We start from the raw sequence: 19,250 nt of genomic DNA, 5'->3' as shown, positions 1-19,250 counted from the left end.
CCTCCTTTTAAAATGGTACTTTCTGATTTTCTCTGATAAGCGGCAGCATTTGCTCCCAAGCGCCTATCAGACAGCCCTGCACGAAGTCGTCAGGATAGTTTGTGATAGGAGTATCATAAGGGAAATAGTTTCTCTGAGATACCACAAGACGTATATCCGATTCGCTTACGTTGTTGGCTCTCATAAGGTCTGCAAGTGCTTTCGGTATGCCCTCGGGGATAACGATAGGTGGTGGTGCAACGTCCTCAAAGCCGCTGAGATCAGTAAGAGGCTCGTCCGATTTTCGTGTGGCAGGCTGTGCTGTCTGAACTGTCGGTGCAGGCACAGGCTTAGGCATTTCAGCAGGCTGTGTATACGCAAACAGGTGAGCTATGCCACTATACTCAAAAGGCATTTCAGGCGAAAGTCCGTCACGATTTTTAGCGTCCCAGCAAGGGTGATGTGTGGTGTACATTACACGGTCACCGCCCTGAGCCTTGAACTTCTTGCCGTCCTTATCCACAGCTACTGCATATGTTTTGTAGTTTGCAAACAGCACCATATCTGCCCATTCTTTCACAAGAGGCGATATCTGAGAAGAAGTTTTCTTGCCGAGTTTCAGTTCCCAGCGGTCATAAGCACCCAGCTCGTCAGGCTGTTCAAACTTTCTCATCTGAGCGTGAGCCGTAAGCACAACGTTGATACCGCTGTCAACTACCTCCTGCAAGAGATTAAGAAACTTGCCTATCTCCTCTTTTTCGTAAACATAGCCGTTGCCGTAGCCGAAATCTTCAATGCCTTTCTTCTGATGAGCCGAGCAGATAGCTTCAATGCAAAGCTGTTCAGCCCAATCAAATGTATCAATGACAAGGGTCTTGCAGAGCCTGCCGTTCATAGCTTCCTTTACCTCGTTTTTGAGCATTTCCCAGCTTGTTGGCTTAGGGAAACGTCTAATGTTCAGCTTCTTTGTACTGCCTTCAGTATCAATAAATACAGGGTCGGGGAACTGAGCCGCAAATGTTGATTTGCCTATGCCCTCAGGACCATATATCACGACTTTCTGTGCGGAGCTTACAACTCCTGATGTTATCTCATACATTAAAATGCACCTGCTTTCCAAGTTTTCGTTTCTGTGTTTTCTTCCTTATCATTCTTATCATTGTCCATTGACCTGCCGTCCTCGATAATGATACTGCACTCGTCACCTGTAGAAACTCTTGTGGCTATCGCCTGCAAGCCCTGTGCTTCAAGCCACTTGCCGAAGTCATCAAGGGTGTCGGTATCCATTTGTTCAAGCTTGTCCAAAAGTACGAAACCGCAGTCAGGATTGAGTTTTCTTACGATAGAGGTAGCGACGATAAGCTGTTCAGCACCGCTTATACTGTCCCACTTATGCCCGTTATACAGCAGCTCTCCGTCCTCAACCGAAAGCCCCTCAAGAGGCAGGTCGGCACTGCCCAGCAGGTCAGTTTTAGCCTGCCTTACGTCCTCTATCTGCTCAGTGAGATATGTATACTGTGAACGGTAGTCCTCAGCGTCTATCTCAGCTTTCTCCCTGTCAAGGTTTGCTCTTATCTTCTTGTTCAGCTCCTCAATATCTGAGATGTTCTTTTCAAGCTCCGCTGTGCTTTCGTCCAAGAGGTTTTCTGCGTCAAGGCTTGCAAGCTTGAAGTTGTTCGCTGCCGCTTCATAGCTTGCTTTTGCACGTTCATAGGCAGACTTAGCAATCTCCAACTGCTTTTCGTAGTATTCTTTCTGGTCACGCTTACGCTGATTTTCGCCGTTGCGTGCAAGTATATCCTGCTGCTGTCTGATAAGCTCCGAAGCCGAAACAGGCTCGGCAGGGACGTTTGCGTACACAGGCATTTCCTTAGCAAACTTAGACTTCTGGTCAGCTATCCTGCCGATAGCGGTACGCTGATCATAGAGGGAATGTTCCTTATGCTCCAACTGATAGAGCGTATCGCCCACTCCTATTATTTTCAGCAGAGTTGAAGCTTTTTCCTTGCTTGACTGATTTATGAACTTAGGCAGGTCAAGTGCGAACTGTTCAACGAAGCTGTTCAAAAGCTGTTGACCGCCTTTTTTGCCTGTGCTGTCGGTGACTTTGAGGGAGCTGTTCTTACCCGAACGCTCCACTACTATACCGTTGTCGAGGGTGATCTTCAAGTGCGGTTCGACAACAGACCCCTCACGCTGAGGAGAGGACGGCTTATACTTGTCACCACCAAGCGCCCAAGCGATAGCGTCAAGGACAGAGGTCTTGCCCTGCCTGTTCTTGCCGCCGATAACAGTAAGTCCATTCTTTGCAGGCTCAAGCTGTACGGCTTTTATCTTCTTTACGTTCTCAAATTCAAGTGAGTTTATTTTTACTGACATTTTAGTTCGCTCCTCTCATATTTTCAAGCTTATCCCTTGTGCTGCATATTTTTCCGTACACTTCTCCGATATCAAAAGCTCTACGCTCACATGCCGACATTCCTTCGTAAATATCGAGTATATCTGCACAGGCTTTGTCTGCGGTATCATATGCTTGACAAATCTGTTCTTTTGTGCTACCATTAAATTGTATGTTATCGGTATCTTCTTTTGCAGATACCTCCGAGCTTGTGCCTGTTGCCGCAGGTGCAGGCTCATTTTCTTTAAGGTAGCGGGTAAAATATACGCCACATTTATAAAATCTTTGGCCAAGCGGACATTGTGTGCAGTTCATATTTCCGTCAGTGCAAACCTCCACCGCCTTTTCAAATTTCTCTTTTGTTATCATCCTTATTCTCCTTTTCAATGGGTCTTACGCTCATATACTGCTTGCCGTCATAGTCCATCTTCTTCACAGGCTCAAGCCCTTTCTCACGGAGCGACCTTGCGGCATCGCCAAGCCCTCTGTCGAAATCCTCACGGGTCTTGTAGAATGCACATCTGCGGCAGTAGTCCTTTGTTGGCGTTACTGTCAGCGCACCGCACTCGTCAGGCTTGACATTTGAATGGAACACGCAAAGGCTTACCGCTCCACTGCCGTTATCAAGGGGCTTGTCCCTCTTAAATACCTCTCTCATCACTATCATCGTTTTCGTCCTCCTCTTTCTCAAAACGTTTCTCCCAGTGCCTATTCGCCACGCTCAGCACAAGATACATCACTACATCTATCCCTGCAAGCACGGCTATTGTTATCAGCAGTATTCCTACAATGCTCATTACCACTTTCCTTTCATTTCAACTTCGACCTTGACCACGGGTCTGCCTGCTTCTCTCACTGCACGCTTTATGCTCTCCTCTGCTTCCTCGTAGGCAGTTTCTTTTATGCTTACATACCACCTGTATGCTACATACATTGTAAGCACCACCAAGAGCGCTACCGCTGCGGCACATCTGATTATCTCTAGTACGGCTATCATTTTCTCATGTCCTTTCTGATCTCTCTGCTATCCACTTGTCAAGCAGCGTTGAGTATATCTCATACACATACTCGTTAAGCTTAATGGCGCACCCAAAAGGATACACGCCCTGTCTGAGTCCTGCGTTCAGCCTGTTCACGTTGGTGTTGAAGCCTGCGGCTTTCAGCCGTTCCACCGCTTCTACCGATGATATCACTCTGAGCATTTAGTCCACCTCCTCGATTGCAACGATATTTCCGTCCATGTTCGTGTCATATGCCTTCATGATAGCTTCACGCTTGCTATCTGCATGAACTGTGAACACCTCTCTGACATTAAAGTCACTTATCGTCGTTACCTTGTACAGTTTCATTCTTGTACCTCCTTTTAAAAGCTTGATTAATCCTTTTCGCAGAGCAATTTTCCGTCAAGAGTCCAATACTGAATGACCTCTCTACAGGGGTCATTTTCTGTTCCTGCACCTTTCAAGGCTCTTGTTACGATCACCTGTTCAATCCTGGCACTGTCACACCCTCTTGGAGTAGCAGTAATTTTCTTTTCCACGTTTCTCTCACCCCTCTTTAATCACCTGCCCCCTCACGCCTTAGGATATGGCGTCGGGTTTCTTGTCTTGCCGAGAAGATAGTCAACCGAACAGTCAAACATCTCCGCAAGTGACATTAAAGCAATAACAGCCTGAACGTTTCTTTTCCTTTAGGTGTAATAAACACCTGCGTGCTTGAAAAACCTGTTTTCTCATTAGAAAACTCCTTGACTTCAAACAAGCCGTTCTCCATAGGCTTTGCATACGGCATAAGCTTGCCCTTTTTATCTCTGTAAAGATACTTTTTATCAAGCAGGAAATTTACAAATGTATTTTGCTTGACTTTAAGTTCCTTAGCTGTTTCTCTGATTCCTGTCAGCAGATTTCTGTCCACGAGTTCATCAAAGTAATCAGCTTTCGGTTGCATTATCTGTTTATCAACAGTAAGCTGTGAAACACTTACTTGCAGAGCTTTCACCTTTTCGTTAGCAATTTCCAAAGCCCTTTTCATAATCATTTCGGGACTGTTCCACGCTTCTTCAACTCTTATGAAGTACTGACGGAACTGCTTTCCTTTTTCACTTCTCTGCAACATACAGATCTCCTTTGCCATTGGGATTGTAAGTTGGTGGTCGGTAAGTTCACGACTTACCTGCCTGTTTCCCTCAGTACGAACCTGCTCATTTTTGAGCGGGTTGAAATCCTCACCCTCCGTAAATCCGTATTCACACATTCTCGGAAACCAGTCTTTATAAGCGGTCTTGACTTCAAGTGCCTCGTGTAGTTCCCTGCCCGATACTGTTGGACGTTCAGCATTTTCATAACTGATTTTGATTAGTTCATTCATTAGTCATCTGTCCTTTCTCAGTGGTGATACTATAATCACCATTGCAATAAACAATTTTCACTTCTAAGACATCTGCTATTTTTTCAGCAACACGCCTGCTGTCAGTTGCGCCGCACATAAACGCTTTAATTGTGCTTTCCTTTACACCTGATTTCTCAGCTATTTGAGCATACGTTAAGCACTTTGATTTCGCAATCATTTTGACTTTTTGCTTAAAATCATCAAACATAATTTGTCACCTCCTACAATCATAATAAAATTGGGTTGACAAAGTTGATGAAATATGATACTATATAGAAAACAAAGTTTAAATATTATAAACCACCGACTCTATCAACGCTGTCACCTTTTATTGTTGAGCTTGTATCAACTGAGATTAGTATAGTTGATATTTTCTCAATTGTCAATGGTTTTGTTTGATATTTTCTCAACTTTGTCATTTTATACAAAAGTGAGGTTGATATTATGTCAATTATAGACAAGATTTGTGATTTGATGAACTATAAAAAAATCACGCAAAAACAACTTACAGATTACTTAGGCTTAGATAAAAGTACTTTCTCACAATGGAAATCAGGTAAAAATCAATCATATCTGAAATACATTTCTCAAATTGCAGATTTTCTAAATGTTCCAGAATATTACTTGAAAAGTGAAGACTTGAAACTTAATTTTATACCACATGAGTTGGATGATGAATATATTATCGAATGTCCTGTATGCGGTTATGACTATACGCATTTTATAGGAATAAAACCTGTGGACTTTGGCACTTATAAAAGTGACGGAATAGCTATTGAATTTCACTGTGAAGACGATCACACTTTTTACCTGATTATTGATTCATACAAAGGAAATACTTATGCAGTTTACACTGATGAATCATGTACTCAGTTTAAACCTGCAAATCTAGGAATGGAGTCAATGTCTACTTCGCCACTAGACATGGTAATAAAAGAAATCGCAAAAAAATACCATGCTCTTGACGAACATGGTAAAAAGGCTGTGGAAAGTATACTAGATATAGAGTATAAACGTTGCACAGAAACAAATAGAAACAAGTCTAAAACAATCACATTCAAGCGCTTTAACGTGAATAAAGCTTCGGCAGGCTGTGGATATGATTTGAGCAATTCAGATGTATGGAGAGAAATTGAAGTAATAGATACCCCAGAAGCCCATGAAGCGGATTTTGCAGTTGAAGTTGATGGACACAGCATGGAGCCTACGATTAGTGACGGCAGTATTGTATATATAGCCACCGATTCTGATGTTCCTGTTGGTGAAATTGGATTGTTCCGTCAGAATGGTGCGGGTTACATAAAAGAAAAAGGTAGTAATCGCCTTATTTCACATAATCCAGATTATCCAGACATTCTTCCTGAAAACGGCGAAATAGTTTGTATTGGCAGAGTTATTGGTATAGCAAAACTTCCAGATTAAGTCCAAGAGGATAACTTCCTGCTGATACTTCAAATATCAATTAGGAGAAACGTACATGGGTAAAAAGAAACGCAAATCAGAGCCAGGCTGCATTGCCACTATATTCGGATATCTGATATTTGTCTGCATAATCGCTCTTATCATAGACCTTATTAGAACTCACATATCCGAGCGAGCCAAACATAACCTTATGGTAGTTGCTATCGTGATCGGCGTTATCATATTCATAAGCATGGTCTGCACCATTTACCGCAAGCTTCACAGAAAGTATACTTTGAAACAACTTGATGAAATGGACGGACACCAATTTGAATATGCCTGTGCTGATATTCTGAAAGCCAACGGCTACAAACACGTTAAGGTCACAAGAAGCTCCGGTGACTTTGGCGTTGATATCATTGCAGAAAAAGACAAGGTCAGATATGCAATACAATGCAAGCGATACAATCACAAACTTGACAACACCCCTATACAAGAAGTTGTCGGCGGACTTGCGTACTACCAATGTGACAAAGGTGCCGTTATGACAAATCAGTATTTTACCGAGCCTGCCAAACAGCTTGCACAGGTGAATGATATAGAGCTGTTGGACAGAGATACGCTTTCACATATGGTTGATAAAACAGAAAAGTCATTTGATGATAAGCTTAATTTATTCAGATCTTATTTGACCAGCTCATCTACAATGCTAGTTGCTTATCTCGAAAAGTGTGGAATTTATTCAAGAATAGAAGATATAAATACTGATACCAAAACACTATCGTTTACCCTTAAATTAAAATTTGCAGATGATATCGAGAGTGTAAAAGCAAAGAAGAAAGCAATTTCCAAAATAACTAAAGCGAAAGTAATTGATATAGTGCAAAACGAGAATGATATGATAACTATCATTGTTTGTACACCAAGAAAATACAGAATAAAATCATAACAAAAAAAACGCCCCCAAGTGCTACCAACACTCAGAGGCGAGCAGAGCAGATACTACCAATATCAGCTCAGAATGAACAAAACCCAACAACCACGAAAGGGCTTATTCTGCCCTTTTATTGTAGCACACTTTTTTAGGAGTGTCAAGAATAGGAGGAATATATGCTATGTAAAAAATGCCGTAAGGAAATTCCTGACGGCTCTATTTATTGCAACTACTGTGGCAAGAAGCAGGAAACTACCAAAAGAAAAACACGTCGCAGAGCAAGAGGAACAGGCACGATAAGATACAAGCCTGAATACAAAAACCGCCCATATGTGGTTTTCAGCCCTCGAACAACGTCCGGCACAGGTGAAAAGTACATCGGCTGCTTCAAAACGGCAGCAGAGGCACAAGCCGCCCTTGATAGTTACTTCAACTCTACGCACATAGATCACTCCAGCCTAACACTTGCACAAGCGTATGAGAATTGGAGCTTCGAGCATTTTGAAAGCCTTACAAAGAGTGGTGAGCAGGGCTACAAGACCGCATGGAGATACCTTGATAGTATCGCAGGCAGGAAGATGTCAGAGCTTAAAACAGCAGATTATCAGAGGTGCATAACCGAATGTGCCAAACGTTTCAGCCGTTCGCAATGCGCAAAAATCAAGCAGCTATGCTCACAGCTCTGCAAATACGCCGCCCAAAATGACATCATAGACAAAAACTATGCTGAATACATAACACTTCCAAAAGAGGTTAAGAAAGAGAAAAGAATTTTTACAGCGGAAGAACTTGAAAAACTGTGGGAACACTCTTCGGATAGATCTGTCCAAGTCATTTTGTTTATGATCTACACAGGCTTTCGTATCGGCGAGGTGTTCACGATACTTAAAAAGAATGTCCACCTTGCCGAGAACTACATGATCGGCGGCATCAAGACCGAAGCGGGCAAGGACAGACTTGTGCCGTTTCCGTCACAGATACCCGAAATAAAGACGTTTGTACAAGATTGGTACAATGAAAGCAAGACGGATTTTTTGCTGAATGGTGATGTCAACAATTTTAGAAAACGCAATTTTTATCCTGCACTTGCCGAGTGTGGTGTGATACCCGAGCCGACAGTTACCGAACTAAAAAGCGGCAAAACGACAAAGAAATATGACACGGAGATAACGCCTCATTGCTGCCGTCATACGTTCGCAACGTTATCGGCAGATTGCGGTATGCAACCCGAAAAGCTACAGCGTATCATTGGTCATGCCAAGTATGAAACAACGGCAGATATATACAATCACTCAGGGCAGGACGCAAAAGCACTAGCGGAAGAAATGTCAAAGTTAAGAAAGCCAGTGGAACATTTCACCGATAAGCGTCGATTTTACGGCATTTCTTGATTGGTTGATAAGGACGAGGTCACCGGTTCAAGCCCGGTTAGCAGCTCCAGCAGGTGCTTGCACCTGCACCCAAATCCGCTATCATTTATGGTAGCGGATTTTTTTGTCACCGCCTATGGGTACGATACGCTGGGAAAGGTACGATGTTCGCCGTGACGAGCATCTCCCACCACAGCTTTTTTATATAACAAACCAAGACACCGCTCCTATACTTTGCGCATAAATCGTACAAAGCAGGACGTGTCCCTGCACCCAGATCCGCTATCATTTATGGTAGCGGATTTTTTTGTCGCCTCCCATGGGTACGATACCCTACACACAAAAAACACCGCCCGAACTCCTCGGACGGTGTTATATTTTTATCTCGTATTACAGATTTGTATACTCCATAAGGCTCTTATCCACCTCACGGGCAACATCTCTGCCCTCTCTGATAGCCCATACTACAAGTGACTGTCCTCTGCGCACGTCGCCTGCGGCAAAGATGTTCTTCACGTTGGTCTGATGTGTGCCGTCGGCTGTTGCGATATTCGTTCTGCCGTCTACCTCAACGCCAAAAGCCTTTGTGAGATAGCTTTCAGATCCCAGAAAGCCTGCCGCAATAAGAACAAGTTCGGCCTCTACCTTGTATTCGCTACCCTCAACTGGCTTCATTATCGTTCTGCCTGACTTAGGGTCTTTCTCCGGGGAGAGCTTTACAAGCACTGCGCCCTTAAGATTGCCCTTTTTGTCTTTGAGAAACTCCTTTACAGTTGTCTGATAAACTCTCGGGTCATGACCGAACACACCGATAGCTTCCTCCTGACCGTAATCTGTCTTGCAGACCATTGGCCACTGCGGCCATGGGTTGTTCTCGGCTCTCGTGTCAGGAAGCTTTGGCATCATTTCAAGCTGCAAAACGCTCTTTGCGCCATGTCTTATGCTTGTACCAACGCAGTCATTTCCTGTATCTCCGCCACCTATTACCATGACGTTCTTGCCCTTTGCGGAAATGTGGTTTTTATCCGTAAGACCACCGTTCAGCAGCGCCTTAGTTGTGGATTTCAGAAAATCCACTGCAAAATAGATACCATTTGCATCTCTGCCCTCGGCTTTGATATCTCTAGGGTTTGAAGCACCACAACAAAGTATTACTCTGTCGAAGTCCTTGAGAAGCTCAGCCGCTGTGATATCCTTGCCCACATTAACGCCTGTGCGGAACTCGATGCCCTCTTCTTTCATTATGTTTATCTTGCGCTCGATTATCTGCTTTTCAAGCTTCATGTTCGGTATGCCGTACATAAGCAGACCGCCCACTCTGTCCTCACGCTCGAAAACTGTTACACTGTGACCTCTCTGATTGAGCTGGTCAGCGGCAGCAAGACCTGACGGGCCTGAGCCTATAACAGCGATAGTCTTTCCTGTTCTTACCTTTGGCACTCTTGCTGAAGCGTATCCGCAGGCATAGGCATTTTCGATAATGCCGTATTCGTTAGCCTTTGTGGTAACAGCGTCGCCATTAGCTCCGCAGGTGCAGGCTTTTTCGCAAAGTGCAGGACAAACTCTTGATGTGAACTCAGGAAAATTGTTCGTCATATGAAGTCTGTAATATGCCTGCTCCCAGTTGCCCTTGTATATAAGGTCGTTCCATTCAGGGATAAGATTGTTAAGCGGACAGCCTGAAAATGCGTTGCCTATCTTCATTCCTGCCTGACAGAACGGCACACCGCAGTCCATACATCTTGCTCCCTGCTTCTGCTGCTCCTCCTTTGAAAGAGGAGTGTGAAATTCATTAAAATTCTTTATACGTTCCTCAACGGAGAACGCTGCTGCGTCCTCACGCTTATAGTCCATAAAACCAGTTGGCTTTCCCATATCTCAACTATACTTGCTTTCACTGCAAGTATATCCTCCTTTCGATTTTAAAAGTACAATATCTCATGTGCGCAGGCTTACTGCTTGCCGTTGATGATCTGATAGAATGCTTCTATCTGCGCCTGATCGCTACTCATACCCTTTTCTTCCATTGAAGCTATAGCAGACATCATCTTCTTGTAATCGTGAGGGATTATCTTCTTGAACTTAGGCAGATATTCCTCAAAGTTATCAAGAATACGCTTGCCCTTTTCAGAGCCTGTTGCGTCAACGTGCTGCTGGATAAGGTCTTTGAGCTGAATGATATCGTACTTCTCCTTGACCTCAGAGAAAAGTACCATTTCCTTGTTGAGTCTTGTGTAAAGGTGTCTGTCCTCGTCAAGAACGTAAGCTACACCGCCCGACATACCTGCCGCAAAGTTTTTGCCCGTCTTGCCGATAACTACCACACAGCCGCCTGTCATATACTCACAGCCGTGGTCGCCAACGCCCTCGACAACTGCCACTGCGCCTGAGTTTCTTACGCAGAAACGCTCGCCTGCAACACCGTCAATGAACGCCTTACCGCTTGTTGCGCCGTAAAGTGCAACGTTACCGATAATGATATTGTCCTCGGCTTTGAAAGTGGAATCCTTTGGAGGATAAACAACGAGCTTACCGCCTGAAAGTCCCTTGCCGAAATAATCGTTAGAGTCGCCCACAAGCTCGAGGGTCAAGCCGTTTGGGATAAATGCGCCGAAGCTCTGTCCGCCTGAGCCGTTGCAGACTATCTTGTATGTATCGTCAGCAAGTGTGTTATAATACTTTCTTGTTATCTCTGAGCCGAAGATAGTACCGAATGAACGGTCTGTGTTCTTGACATTTACTGTGATAGACTTCTTCTCACCACTCTTAAGATTTTTCTCGAACTCCTTCATGAGTACCTTTTCATCAAGAGTGTTTTCAAGCTTGAAGTCATACTTGGATTTCTTGTTGTATTCTACCTTTTCTGAAACGTAATCAGAGTTGATGATATTAGAAAGGTCAACTTGTGCTGCAGTGCCTGTGATACCAGCCTTTGGCTTGATAAGGTCAATTCTTCCCACAAGCTCGTCAACTGTTCTTACGCCAAGCTTTGACATATATTCTCTAAGCTCGGAAGCCACGAATATCATAAAGTTCATTACATATTCAGGCTTGCCAGGGAACTTCTTTCTAAGCTCTGGGTTCTGTGTTGCAACACCAAATGGGCAAGTATCAAGATTACATACTCTCATCATTGCACAGCCGAGTGTTATCAGCGGAGCTGTTGCAAAGCCGAACTCCTCTGCGCCAAGGATCGCTGCGATAACAACATCACGACCTGTCATGAGCTTGCCGTCTGTTTCGATAACGACCTTATTTCTAAGACCGTTCTTGATAAGGGTCTGATGTGCTTCTGCAAGTCCAAGCTCCCATGGAAGTCCTGCATTGTAGATAGAGTTTCTCGGAGCCGCACCTGTACCGCCGTCATAGCCTGAGATAAGGATAACACCTGCGCCAGCCTTTGCAACACCTGCCGCGACTGTACCAACACCGCACTCAGAAACGAGCTTTACAGAAATTCTTGCGTTCTTGTTTGCGTTTTTCAGGTCATAGATAAGCTGAGCCAAGTCCTCGATAGAGTAGATATCGTGGTGTGGCGGAGGCGAGATAAGCGACACGCCAGGTGTGGAGTGTCTTGTTTTAGCTATCCATGGATAAACCTTTTTGCCAGGGAGATGACCGCCCTCGCCAGGCTTTGCGCCCTGTGCCATTTTTATCTGTATCTCATCAGCAGATGTGAGGTATCTTGAAGTTACACCGAAACGTCCCGAAGCCACCTGCTTGATAGCTGAACATCTGTCCTCAGAAGTACCCTTTGTGAGAAGTCTGTCAAGGCTCTCACCGCCCTCGCCTGAGTTTGACTTGCCGTGAAGTCTATTCATTGCGATAGCAAGTGCTTCGTGAGCTTCCTGCGAGATAGAGCCGTAGGACATGGCGCCCGTCTTAAATCTTCTTACAATAGAGTCAACGCTCTCAACTTCCTCCAGCGGAACAGGATTTTCAGCAAAGTTGAAATCCATAAGACCTCTGATGTTCACAGGGTCCATTTCCTCAGAGATAAGCTTTGAATACTTCTTGTATGTTTCATAGTCGCCAGTCCTTGCAGCCTGCTGGAGCAAATAGATAGACTGAGGATTGTAGAGATGCTCCTCCTTGCCGCTTCTGAACTTGTGGCTTCCTCTTGATTCAAGCTCTGTGTCTGTGCCAAGTCCAAGAGGGTCAAAGGCTGATGTATGAAGTCTGTCAACGTTCTTTTCGATATCAGAGATAGTGATACCGCCTATCCTGCTGACCGTGCCGGTGAAGTATTTGTTTATAACGTCCTCACCGATACCGATAGCCTCGAATATCTGTGAGCCTTGATATGACTGTATAGTAGAGATACCCATTTTTGAAGCTATCTTTACGATACCATGGAGAACAGCCGCATTATAATCGTCAACAGCGGCATAGTAATCCTTGTCAAGAAGGTCGTCAGCAATAAGCTCGTGGATAGTTTCCTGAGCAAGATAAGGGTTGATAGCGGAAGCGCCATAGCCGAGCAGTGTTGCAAAGTGATGAACTTCTCTAGGCTCGCCGCTTTCGAGGATAATAGCAAGAGATGTTCTCTTCTTTGTAACAACAAGGTGCTGATGAAGCGCTGATACTGCAAGCAGTGACGGGATAGCAAGGTGGTTCTCGTCAACTCCCCTGTCTGAAAGGATAAGGATATTTGCGCCCTCGCTGAACGCCTTGTCTGCTTCTATATAAAGTCTGTTTATAGCCTTTTCAAGTCTTGTGTTCTTATAATAAAGTATAGGGATAACAGCTACCTTAAAGCCAGGAATGTGCATATTCTTTATTTTAAGGATATCTGTTGAGGTAAGGATAGGGTCGTGTATCTTCATTACCTTGCAATTTTCAGGCTTTTCTTCAAGAATGTTGCCGTCCTCACCGATATAGACAGTTGTGGAGGTAACTATTTCCTCTCTGATAGCGTCTATAGGCGGATTTGTTACCTGTGCAAAGAGCTGTTTGAAGTAGTTGAACAGTGGCTGAGGCTCTTTTGAAAGCACCGCAAGCGGGCTGTCTGTACCCATAGCGGCAATAGACTCAGAGCCGTTCTTTGCCATTGGCAGGATAGATGTCATAACGTCCTCATAGGTATAGCCAAAAGCTTTCTGAAGTCTTTGTCTTTCCTCGTAGCCGTGTTCCTCTACCTTGATGTTTGGTATCTTAAGGTCTTTAAGTCTGACAAGGTTGCTGTCAAGCCACTCGCCGTAAGGCTGCTTTGAAGCATAGTATTCCTTAAGCTCGTCATCGTCGATAACTCTGCCCTGAACAGTATCAACAAGAAGCATTTTGCCTGGGCGAAGTCGTTCCTTTTCAACGATATTGTCTGATGGGATAGGAAGTGCGCCAACCTCAGATGAAAGGATAAGATTGCCGTCCTTTGTGATATAATATCTTGACGGACGCAGACCGTTTCTGTCAAGCACTGCACCCATGATATCTCCGTCAGAGAAAAGGATAGAAGCCGGTCCGTCCCATGGCTCCATCATAGTTGCGTAATACTGATAGAAGTCTTTCTTAGCCTGACTCATCGTGCCGTTGTTATCCCATGGCTCAGGGATCGTTATCATGACAGCCAGCGGCAGATCCATTCCACTCATGACCAAAAACTCAAGTGTGTTGTCGAGCATTGCAGAGTCAGAGCCTTCTGTGTTTACAACAGGTGTGACCTTATCAAGGTCGCCCTTCAAATGCTCAGACTTCATCGTTTCCTCACGAGCAAGCATTTTATCAGCATTGCCTCTGATAGTGTTTATCTCACCGTTGTGAACGATCATTCTGTTAGGATGAGCTCTCTGCCAGCTTGGGTTTGTGTTGGTAGAAAATCTTGAATGTACCATAGCGATAGCAGACTCGTAGTCCTTATCCTGAAGGTCAGGGAAGAACTTTCTGAGATCCTGCACAAGGAACATTCCTTTATATACTATAGTTCTGCTTGAAAGCGATACAACGTAGGTGTCCTCATTTGACTGCTCGAACACACGTCTTGCAACATATAGCTTGCGGTCAAAGTCAAGACCCTTTTTAACGCCCTTTGGACGCTTGATGAAGCACTGCATTATGGCAGGCATACACTGGGCAGCTCTCTTGCCAAGCACCTCAGGCTTTGCAGGAACGACTCTCCAGCCAAGGATCTCCAGACCCTCTTTTTCGGCGATTATCTCAAACATCTTCTTTGCCTGATTTCTCGCAAGCTCGTTCTGTGGGAAGAAGAACATACCAACGGCATAATCTCTCTCCTCGCCAAGTGTGATTCCAAGCTCAGCGGCGGCAATCTTCTTAAAAAATTTATGTGAGATCTGAAGCAGGATACCTACTCCGTCACCTGTTTTGCCCTCTGCGTCCTTACCAGCACGATGCTCAAGCGTTTCAACGATAGTCAGTGCATTTGCAACAGTATCGTGGCTCTTTTTGCCCTTAATGTTCACAACAGCACCTATTCCGCAGTTATCATGCTCGAATTTCGGTGAATACAGGCTTTTTACATTAGTCATATCCTCCATGCGTTCCATTTTTATCACCCTTTCCTGCCAAACTGTAAAAAAATTATAGCTTATCGTTCAGCAACGTATGTTATTTCACGGCTCATAGCCGATTTTTAGCTGTTTTTAACAAAAAATTTGCAGGAAGAAATTAAAATCCTGCAATCCTGCATAAGCGCAAACAAACTCAAAGCGTGGTTTTTCGCACAAATGCAAGAAAATAGCCTTTTGTCGTCTTTTTTGACGGCTTAATCATTATAACACACATTACAGCAAAATGCAAGAGCGAATGATAAAACTTGCATAAATTCATTATTAATTTTTAGTTAATCAGTATACATATATAACTTATGATTTCATATCGCTTTCCTAGGTAAACCTCGCAAACTAACGTAACAACGCTCTTTTCAGCTTATTTACAGCCATTTTCAGCGGAGAATCGTACTCTTTGTAAAAATGCTGATAATCCTTAGAATTGTTCCAGTCACCACCCCATTTCCAGCCGTGACGCCTGAAAATGCAATAGCAAAGGTCTGTTCTGTCAATCTTGTGATCAAAAGCCTTGTCACGGTCTGCATACTCTGCAGCATTGGCAGGCATGACCTTATTCCCCACTATATAAGGATTTATAAGGGGGTTTATGTCTATCGCCCTGCCGTAGCTGTGAGCCGAAATAATGTTGGTACCAGCCACCACCCTATAGTTGAAAGCAGAGGAATTGTTATCCGCCATTGACCTTTCATCATCAGCGTCGTACTCGTCAACGAGCCTGATTTTTTCTATCTCATAACTGCCCTCGAAAAGCTCATAGAAAATATCCAGAACCTCCTGCGCAAGCTTCCTCGACACGATAAGCTCCCCCGACTGCACCTTATGCTCAAAGTCATAATATCTCACACGCAGATAGGCAAGGTCGCCCAGCTTCACATAGGGGTTTTCCTTATAGGAAACGCCTTTGATACGCTCTATCACCTCGTTTGGAAGCTCCTCAGCCGTAAAGCCCTCTCTGTATAATATCTTTTCCATAAAAAACACTCCTTACAAAAAGCGGTCAAGGCATGATACCTTGACCGTCCTTATTATTTATCCGCAGACTTGTAGTACATAACAACAGGCGTACCGTAAGGCACGTTGTCATAAACATATTTGGCGTCGTCATAGCTCATATTTATACAGCCGTGAGAGCCGTTGTATTTGTATATCTCACCGCCGAAATATCCGCCTCGCCACGTTGAATCGTGAAGACCTATTCCGCAGAGAGAAACGTTGTTCCAGAAGTTGCACTTTGTATCCCACTCGTCGCCGTCGGCATTTGTGTCTTTCATGCGCTTGTTGGTTTCCTTTGACCACAGCTTATAAACACCAGGGAGAGTTGTTCTCGCCTCAGATGTGGTCTGACCTGAAACTATATAGGTATCGAGCTTTTTCTTGCCCTTTTCATAATACCACAAGTGCTGGTCGGTAAGGTCTATCTCAATATAAGTGTCGCCTATATCATCGTCCTTGCTTCTTGCAGACTCAACGCCTGTAAAGTCAAAATAACCGGTACTGTAATAGATAGGGTCTACCTTGTCAACGCTCTCGCCCTTTTCAAGCATATCCACAAGATCGTCACAAGTCTTTTCCTGATCTATCCACCAGCCGTATTTAGCATCAGAGCTTGTCGGCACGATTATGTCGCCCTGCAAAGTGGCGTGGAATTTTCTCTTAGTATTATATGTATCATACTTCTTTGCGAGCTTTTCCACATACTCCATGGCTTTCTTTCTATCCACAGTGTAGCTTCCGTCATCTTTGAGCTTTATCATCTTCATAAGCTCCTCGCCCGTGAGAGTTTCTGTGGTGTAGTCAAAATCGTATGTGACAGAAAGCTGGAAAACATCATTTCGTTTCTTGCAATCGTCCTCAAGGTCTGCGCTCTTCACCTCTGGAAGAGAATAACAACCTGTGTCCTTGTCAAGCTCAACGCTAAGCTCGCCTGCCGCCACGCTTTGCGTAACACAAGCTTCAAGCTTTTTCATATCGGTTATCTTGTTTCCCTGCACCTCAGGGGTGATAACATAAGCCGTCTTATCCTCGTTAAGGCCAAGCTTTGCATCGGCAGTTTCAACATCGCCCCAGTTTGCTTTCTCCACAAGCTTCTGAAGCTTCTCAACATCAAATGTGATGTCCTCATTAAAGCTATAGATGGAGTTCTGTATAAATCCAGAGAACCATGTTTTTCTGTTCACGCTGTCATAGATCTTCTGAAGCTCGTCCTTGCCGCTTAGCCTGTAATCAAAATCAGCCGTCTTGAAAACAACAGGCGTACCGTCGATAGTTTTGACCGTAAGCTCATAAGGCATATCATTCACCCCGAGCAGATCGCAAGCCTGTTCAAATGTCTTTCCGCCCACGTCAATGCCATTCACTGTTGTGCCGCTCAGAAATCTGTTGCTATAGTAAGCTCTTCCAATGAAATAACCTCCGCCCACAACTATCACGATAGCCGCTGCCGCAGTGCCGCAGATAATGCCGATATTGTTGCGTTTTTTCTTTCTCTTCTTATTCTTTGACGAACCTTTGACAGAGCTGTTTTTCTTCACTGATGTCACAGGCTTTTTCGTTATCTTTGTGGAATTTTCCGTCATCAATTATCCTCCTGTACAAAATGACGTTCGGCATTTGCCGACAATGTATCAAGAATAATTATATCATGCTTTTTTCCTTTTGTCTATAGGATAGGCTGAAAAATTTGTCACAAAAAGAGTGCCGGATATTCTTATTTAATGTACAAATAAACGTACTGCAAACAAACTGCACGCAAACACAGAAAAAAATATCGGGCAGATAACTCCACCCGATACAATATCAGTCTTTTATATACTTGTTCTTGACCTCGCTGTAGGTCTTGCAGAAGCGGTCATGGGAGATATACGCTCCCCAGCTCATGTTATCGTCCACCTGAGGGTCCATAACATATACCTGACCGTTTATCGTTACCTCTACCCACATATGATAGCCGTAACCGCCTGCCGCCATAGCGGTCTTGCCGTCAACGGTCTTTGCGTCAAAGCCTATGTAGTTGAGCATTGCGGCGTAAACGTAAGAATATTCTGTGCAAGTGCCGTAACCGTCCTCAAGAACAGCCTTGACAGGATTTGCCCAGCCGCCGTAATCGTAGACCGTGTTCTTTATAATATAATCGTAGCAAGCCACAGCCTTTTCGTAGTTTGTCATATCATCTGATATTATCTTATTGAGATATTTCAGAAGTATCTTTTCTTCCTTTGCGCTGAGCGTCGCCTTTGGATCAAGCACTGCAGAATTAAGTCGCTGTGCAGGGGTCTTGCCGTTGTCGACAACAGGCGCAGTGATTGTAGTTGTAACAGGCTTTTTAGTTGTTGTCACCTTAGCGGTGGTGGTCTTTTTCTTGGTAGTAGTCACCCCAGGCGTTGTGGTCGTAACAGGGGCAGTTGTTGTTTTTGCAGTGGTAGTAGTTTTTGCAGTAGTAGTTTTCACTGTTGTAGTCTTTTTTGTAGCCTTCGAGGCAACAGTATCGCTGTCAGTAGTGCTGACAGGGGCGGAAGTAACAGCAGAAACCTTTGTTTCAGACTTTGAAGCCTGCTGAGTTTTCTTTGTCACAAGGCTTACTGATATGCTAAGCTTTGTGTCAGCGGAAGTCACGCTCTGCACTGCGGTCACTGACGCTGGCTTCTGTGATATTACAGAGGTCGTTACGCTCTCTGATCTCAAAGCTGTTTCAGAAGCTGACTTTGTTGTTTCGCTTTTTGCAGTTTTTACAGCCTTTACAGCCTCGGTCTGAGAATTTTTCGCAGTTTCCTTGACGGCTGATGTTGTAAGAACAGTTGTGATATCCCCGATCTGCTCAGATGTTTCCTTGTCAGAAACAACAGAAATGACCTTTGCATTTTCAGGCGGCATGACCGCACATGGCTGGATAACGTTTTTATCAAGTGTCGCAAAAGTCACAGCAGATACTGTCACAACTCCGCAGGCAGAAAGCACAGCCACACAGCGGGATATCCCCGACTTCAAATAACCCAATTCAGAACGCTCCTTTCAAACGTGATAAACTACACCATATTATAATGAATAAGGTTACAAAAGTCAAGGGGCATTGTAATCAAATTGTAATTTTCAAGCCGTTTTTTCGCTCGTTTATGAAGTTTATATGAACGTCAAGTTACAACCATTGTACATTTTATATTCCAGGAACGACAATAAGGGTTCTATTTTTATCACTTTTAACAAATTTCGCAAAACTTTTATTAATAATACCGAAAAACGGACACCTGCGATACAAA

At 44.1% G+C, this 19,250-nt stretch carries 19 protein-coding genes; 3 read left to right on the top strand and 16 right to left on the bottom strand.

Features of this window, described 5'->3' with window-relative positions:
* Nucleotides 1–7 precede the first annotated feature (7 nt).
* From OCV57_RS12170 to OCV57_RS12120, 11 genes are all read right to left on the bottom strand, one after another.
* Entirely contained in the window at nt 8–1,078 is a 1,071-nt protein-coding gene (locus tag OCV57_RS12170; RefSeq protein WP_267301760.1) for an ATP-binding protein, read from the bottom strand.
* Nucleotides 1,078–2,358: an ATP-binding protein gene (locus OCV57_RS12165; RefSeq protein WP_267301759.1), complete on the bottom strand. Its 1,281-nt coding sequence runs from the start codon at nt 2,356–2,358 to the stop codon at nt 1,078–1,080. The genes OCV57_RS12170 and OCV57_RS12165 overlap by 1 nt, the downstream gene beginning before the upstream one ends.
* A gap of 1 nt (nt 2,359) precedes the next feature.
* Nucleotides 2,360–2,746, bottom strand: coding sequence for a hypothetical protein (locus OCV57_RS12160; RefSeq protein WP_267301757.1), 387 nt, complete (start codon nt 2,744–2,746; stop codon nt 2,360–2,362).
* Nucleotides 2,724–3,044, bottom strand: a complete 321-nt coding sequence (locus tag OCV57_RS12155) for a hypothetical protein (RefSeq protein ID WP_267301755.1) — start codon at nt 3,042–3,044, stop codon at nt 2,724–2,726. Before OCV57_RS12155 ends, OCV57_RS12160 begins: the two co-directional genes overlap by 23 nt.
* Nucleotides 3,019–3,174, bottom strand: a complete 156-nt coding sequence (locus OCV57_RS12150) for a hypothetical protein (RefSeq protein WP_267301753.1) — start codon at nt 3,172–3,174, stop codon at nt 3,019–3,021. Before OCV57_RS12150 ends, OCV57_RS12155 begins: the two co-directional genes overlap by 26 nt.
* Nucleotides 3,174–3,374, bottom strand: coding sequence for a hypothetical protein (locus tag OCV57_RS12145; protein WP_267301752.1), 201 nt, complete (start codon nt 3,372–3,374; stop codon nt 3,174–3,176). The genes OCV57_RS12150 and OCV57_RS12145 overlap by 1 nt, the downstream gene beginning before the upstream one ends.
* A gap of 4 nt (nt 3,375–3,378) precedes the next feature.
* Complete coding sequence (locus tag OCV57_RS12140) at nt 3,379–3,579, bottom strand: hypothetical protein (RefSeq protein ID WP_186490161.1); 201 nt, start codon at nt 3,577–3,579, stop codon at nt 3,379–3,381.
* A complete protein-coding gene (locus tag OCV57_RS12135; protein WP_256320702.1) occupies nt 3,580–3,726 on the bottom strand; it encodes a hypothetical protein in 147 nt (48 codons plus the stop codon).
* A 26-nt stretch (nt 3,727–3,752) separates the two neighbouring features.
* Nucleotides 3,753–3,917, bottom strand: a complete 165-nt coding sequence (locus OCV57_RS12130) for a carboxypeptidase (protein WP_256320701.1) — start codon at nt 3,915–3,917, stop codon at nt 3,753–3,755.
* A gap of 116 nt (nt 3,918–4,033) precedes the next feature.
* Entirely contained in the window at nt 4,034–4,744 is a 711-nt protein-coding gene (locus OCV57_RS12125) for a phage antirepressor KilAC domain-containing protein (RefSeq protein ID WP_118059795.1), read from the bottom strand.
* Entirely contained in the window at nt 4,737–4,973 is a 237-nt protein-coding gene (locus OCV57_RS12120; RefSeq protein ID WP_267301750.1) for a helix-turn-helix domain-containing protein, read from the bottom strand. The genes OCV57_RS12125 and OCV57_RS12120 overlap by 8 nt, the downstream gene beginning before the upstream one ends.
* A gap of 236 nt (nt 4,974–5,209) precedes the next feature.
* Between OCV57_RS12120 and OCV57_RS12115 the strand changes: the two genes are divergently transcribed.
* The 3 genes from OCV57_RS12115 (at nt 5,210) to OCV57_RS12105 (ending at nt 8,491) form a co-directional block, all read left to right on the top strand.
* Nucleotides 5,210–6,187, top strand: a complete 978-nt coding sequence (locus OCV57_RS12115; RefSeq protein ID WP_195247522.1) for an XRE family transcriptional regulator — start codon at nt 5,210–5,212, stop codon at nt 6,185–6,187.
* Between the two features lie 55 nt (nt 6,188–6,242).
* Nucleotides 6,243–7,115 carry a restriction endonuclease gene (locus tag OCV57_RS12110; RefSeq protein ID WP_267301748.1) on the top strand — a complete coding sequence of 291 codons (873 nt, stop codon included), beginning with the start codon at nt 6,243–6,245 and terminating at the stop codon, nt 7,113–7,115.
* Nucleotides 7,116–7,276: 161 nt separating this feature from the next.
* Complete coding sequence (locus OCV57_RS12105) at nt 7,277–8,491, top strand: tyrosine-type recombinase/integrase (protein WP_267301747.1); 1,215 nt, start codon at nt 7,277–7,279, stop codon at nt 8,489–8,491.
* A gap of 369 nt (nt 8,492–8,860) precedes the next feature.
* Here OCV57_RS12105 and OCV57_RS12100 read toward each other — a convergent pair whose 3' ends face one another.
* The 5 genes from OCV57_RS12100 to OCV57_RS12080 all read right to left on the bottom strand — a co-directional run bounded on the left by OCV57_RS12100 (nt 8,861) and on the right by OCV57_RS12080 (nt 18,990).
* Nucleotides 8,861–10,345, bottom strand: a complete 1,485-nt coding sequence (locus OCV57_RS12100; RefSeq protein ID WP_267301746.1) for a glutamate synthase subunit beta — start codon at nt 10,343–10,345, stop codon at nt 8,861–8,863.
* 77 nt (nt 10,346–10,422) lie between these two features.
* Nucleotides 10,423–14,964, bottom strand: coding sequence for a glutamate synthase large subunit (gltB, locus tag OCV57_RS12095; RefSeq protein ID WP_353805454.1), 4,542 nt, complete (start codon nt 14,962–14,964; stop codon nt 10,423–10,425).
* A 366-nt stretch (nt 14,965–15,330) separates the two neighbouring features.
* Complete coding sequence (locus OCV57_RS12090; protein WP_267301743.1) at nt 15,331–15,969, bottom strand: M15 family metallopeptidase; 639 nt, start codon at nt 15,967–15,969, stop codon at nt 15,331–15,333.
* 53 nt (nt 15,970–16,022) lie between these two features.
* Entirely contained in the window at nt 16,023–17,573 is a 1,551-nt protein-coding gene (locus tag OCV57_RS12085; protein WP_267301741.1) for a L,D-transpeptidase family protein, read from the bottom strand.
* 220 nt (nt 17,574–17,793) lie between these two features.
* The gene (locus tag OCV57_RS12080) at nt 17,794–18,990 is read right to left on the bottom strand and encodes a transglutaminase-like domain-containing protein (protein WP_138338225.1); all 1,197 of its coding nucleotides are present in this window, start codon (nt 18,988–18,990) and stop codon (nt 17,794–17,796) included.
* Nucleotides 18,991–19,250 lie beyond the last annotated feature (260 nt).

The sequence above is a fragment of the Hominimerdicola aceti genome (assembly GCF_025567495.1).
Lineage (GTDB): Bacteria > Bacillota > Clostridia > Oscillospirales > Ruminococcaceae > Hominimerdicola > Hominimerdicola aceti.
Note: the sequence above shows the minus strand (reverse complement) of the source record. Positions and strands in the feature narration are given on the sequence as shown.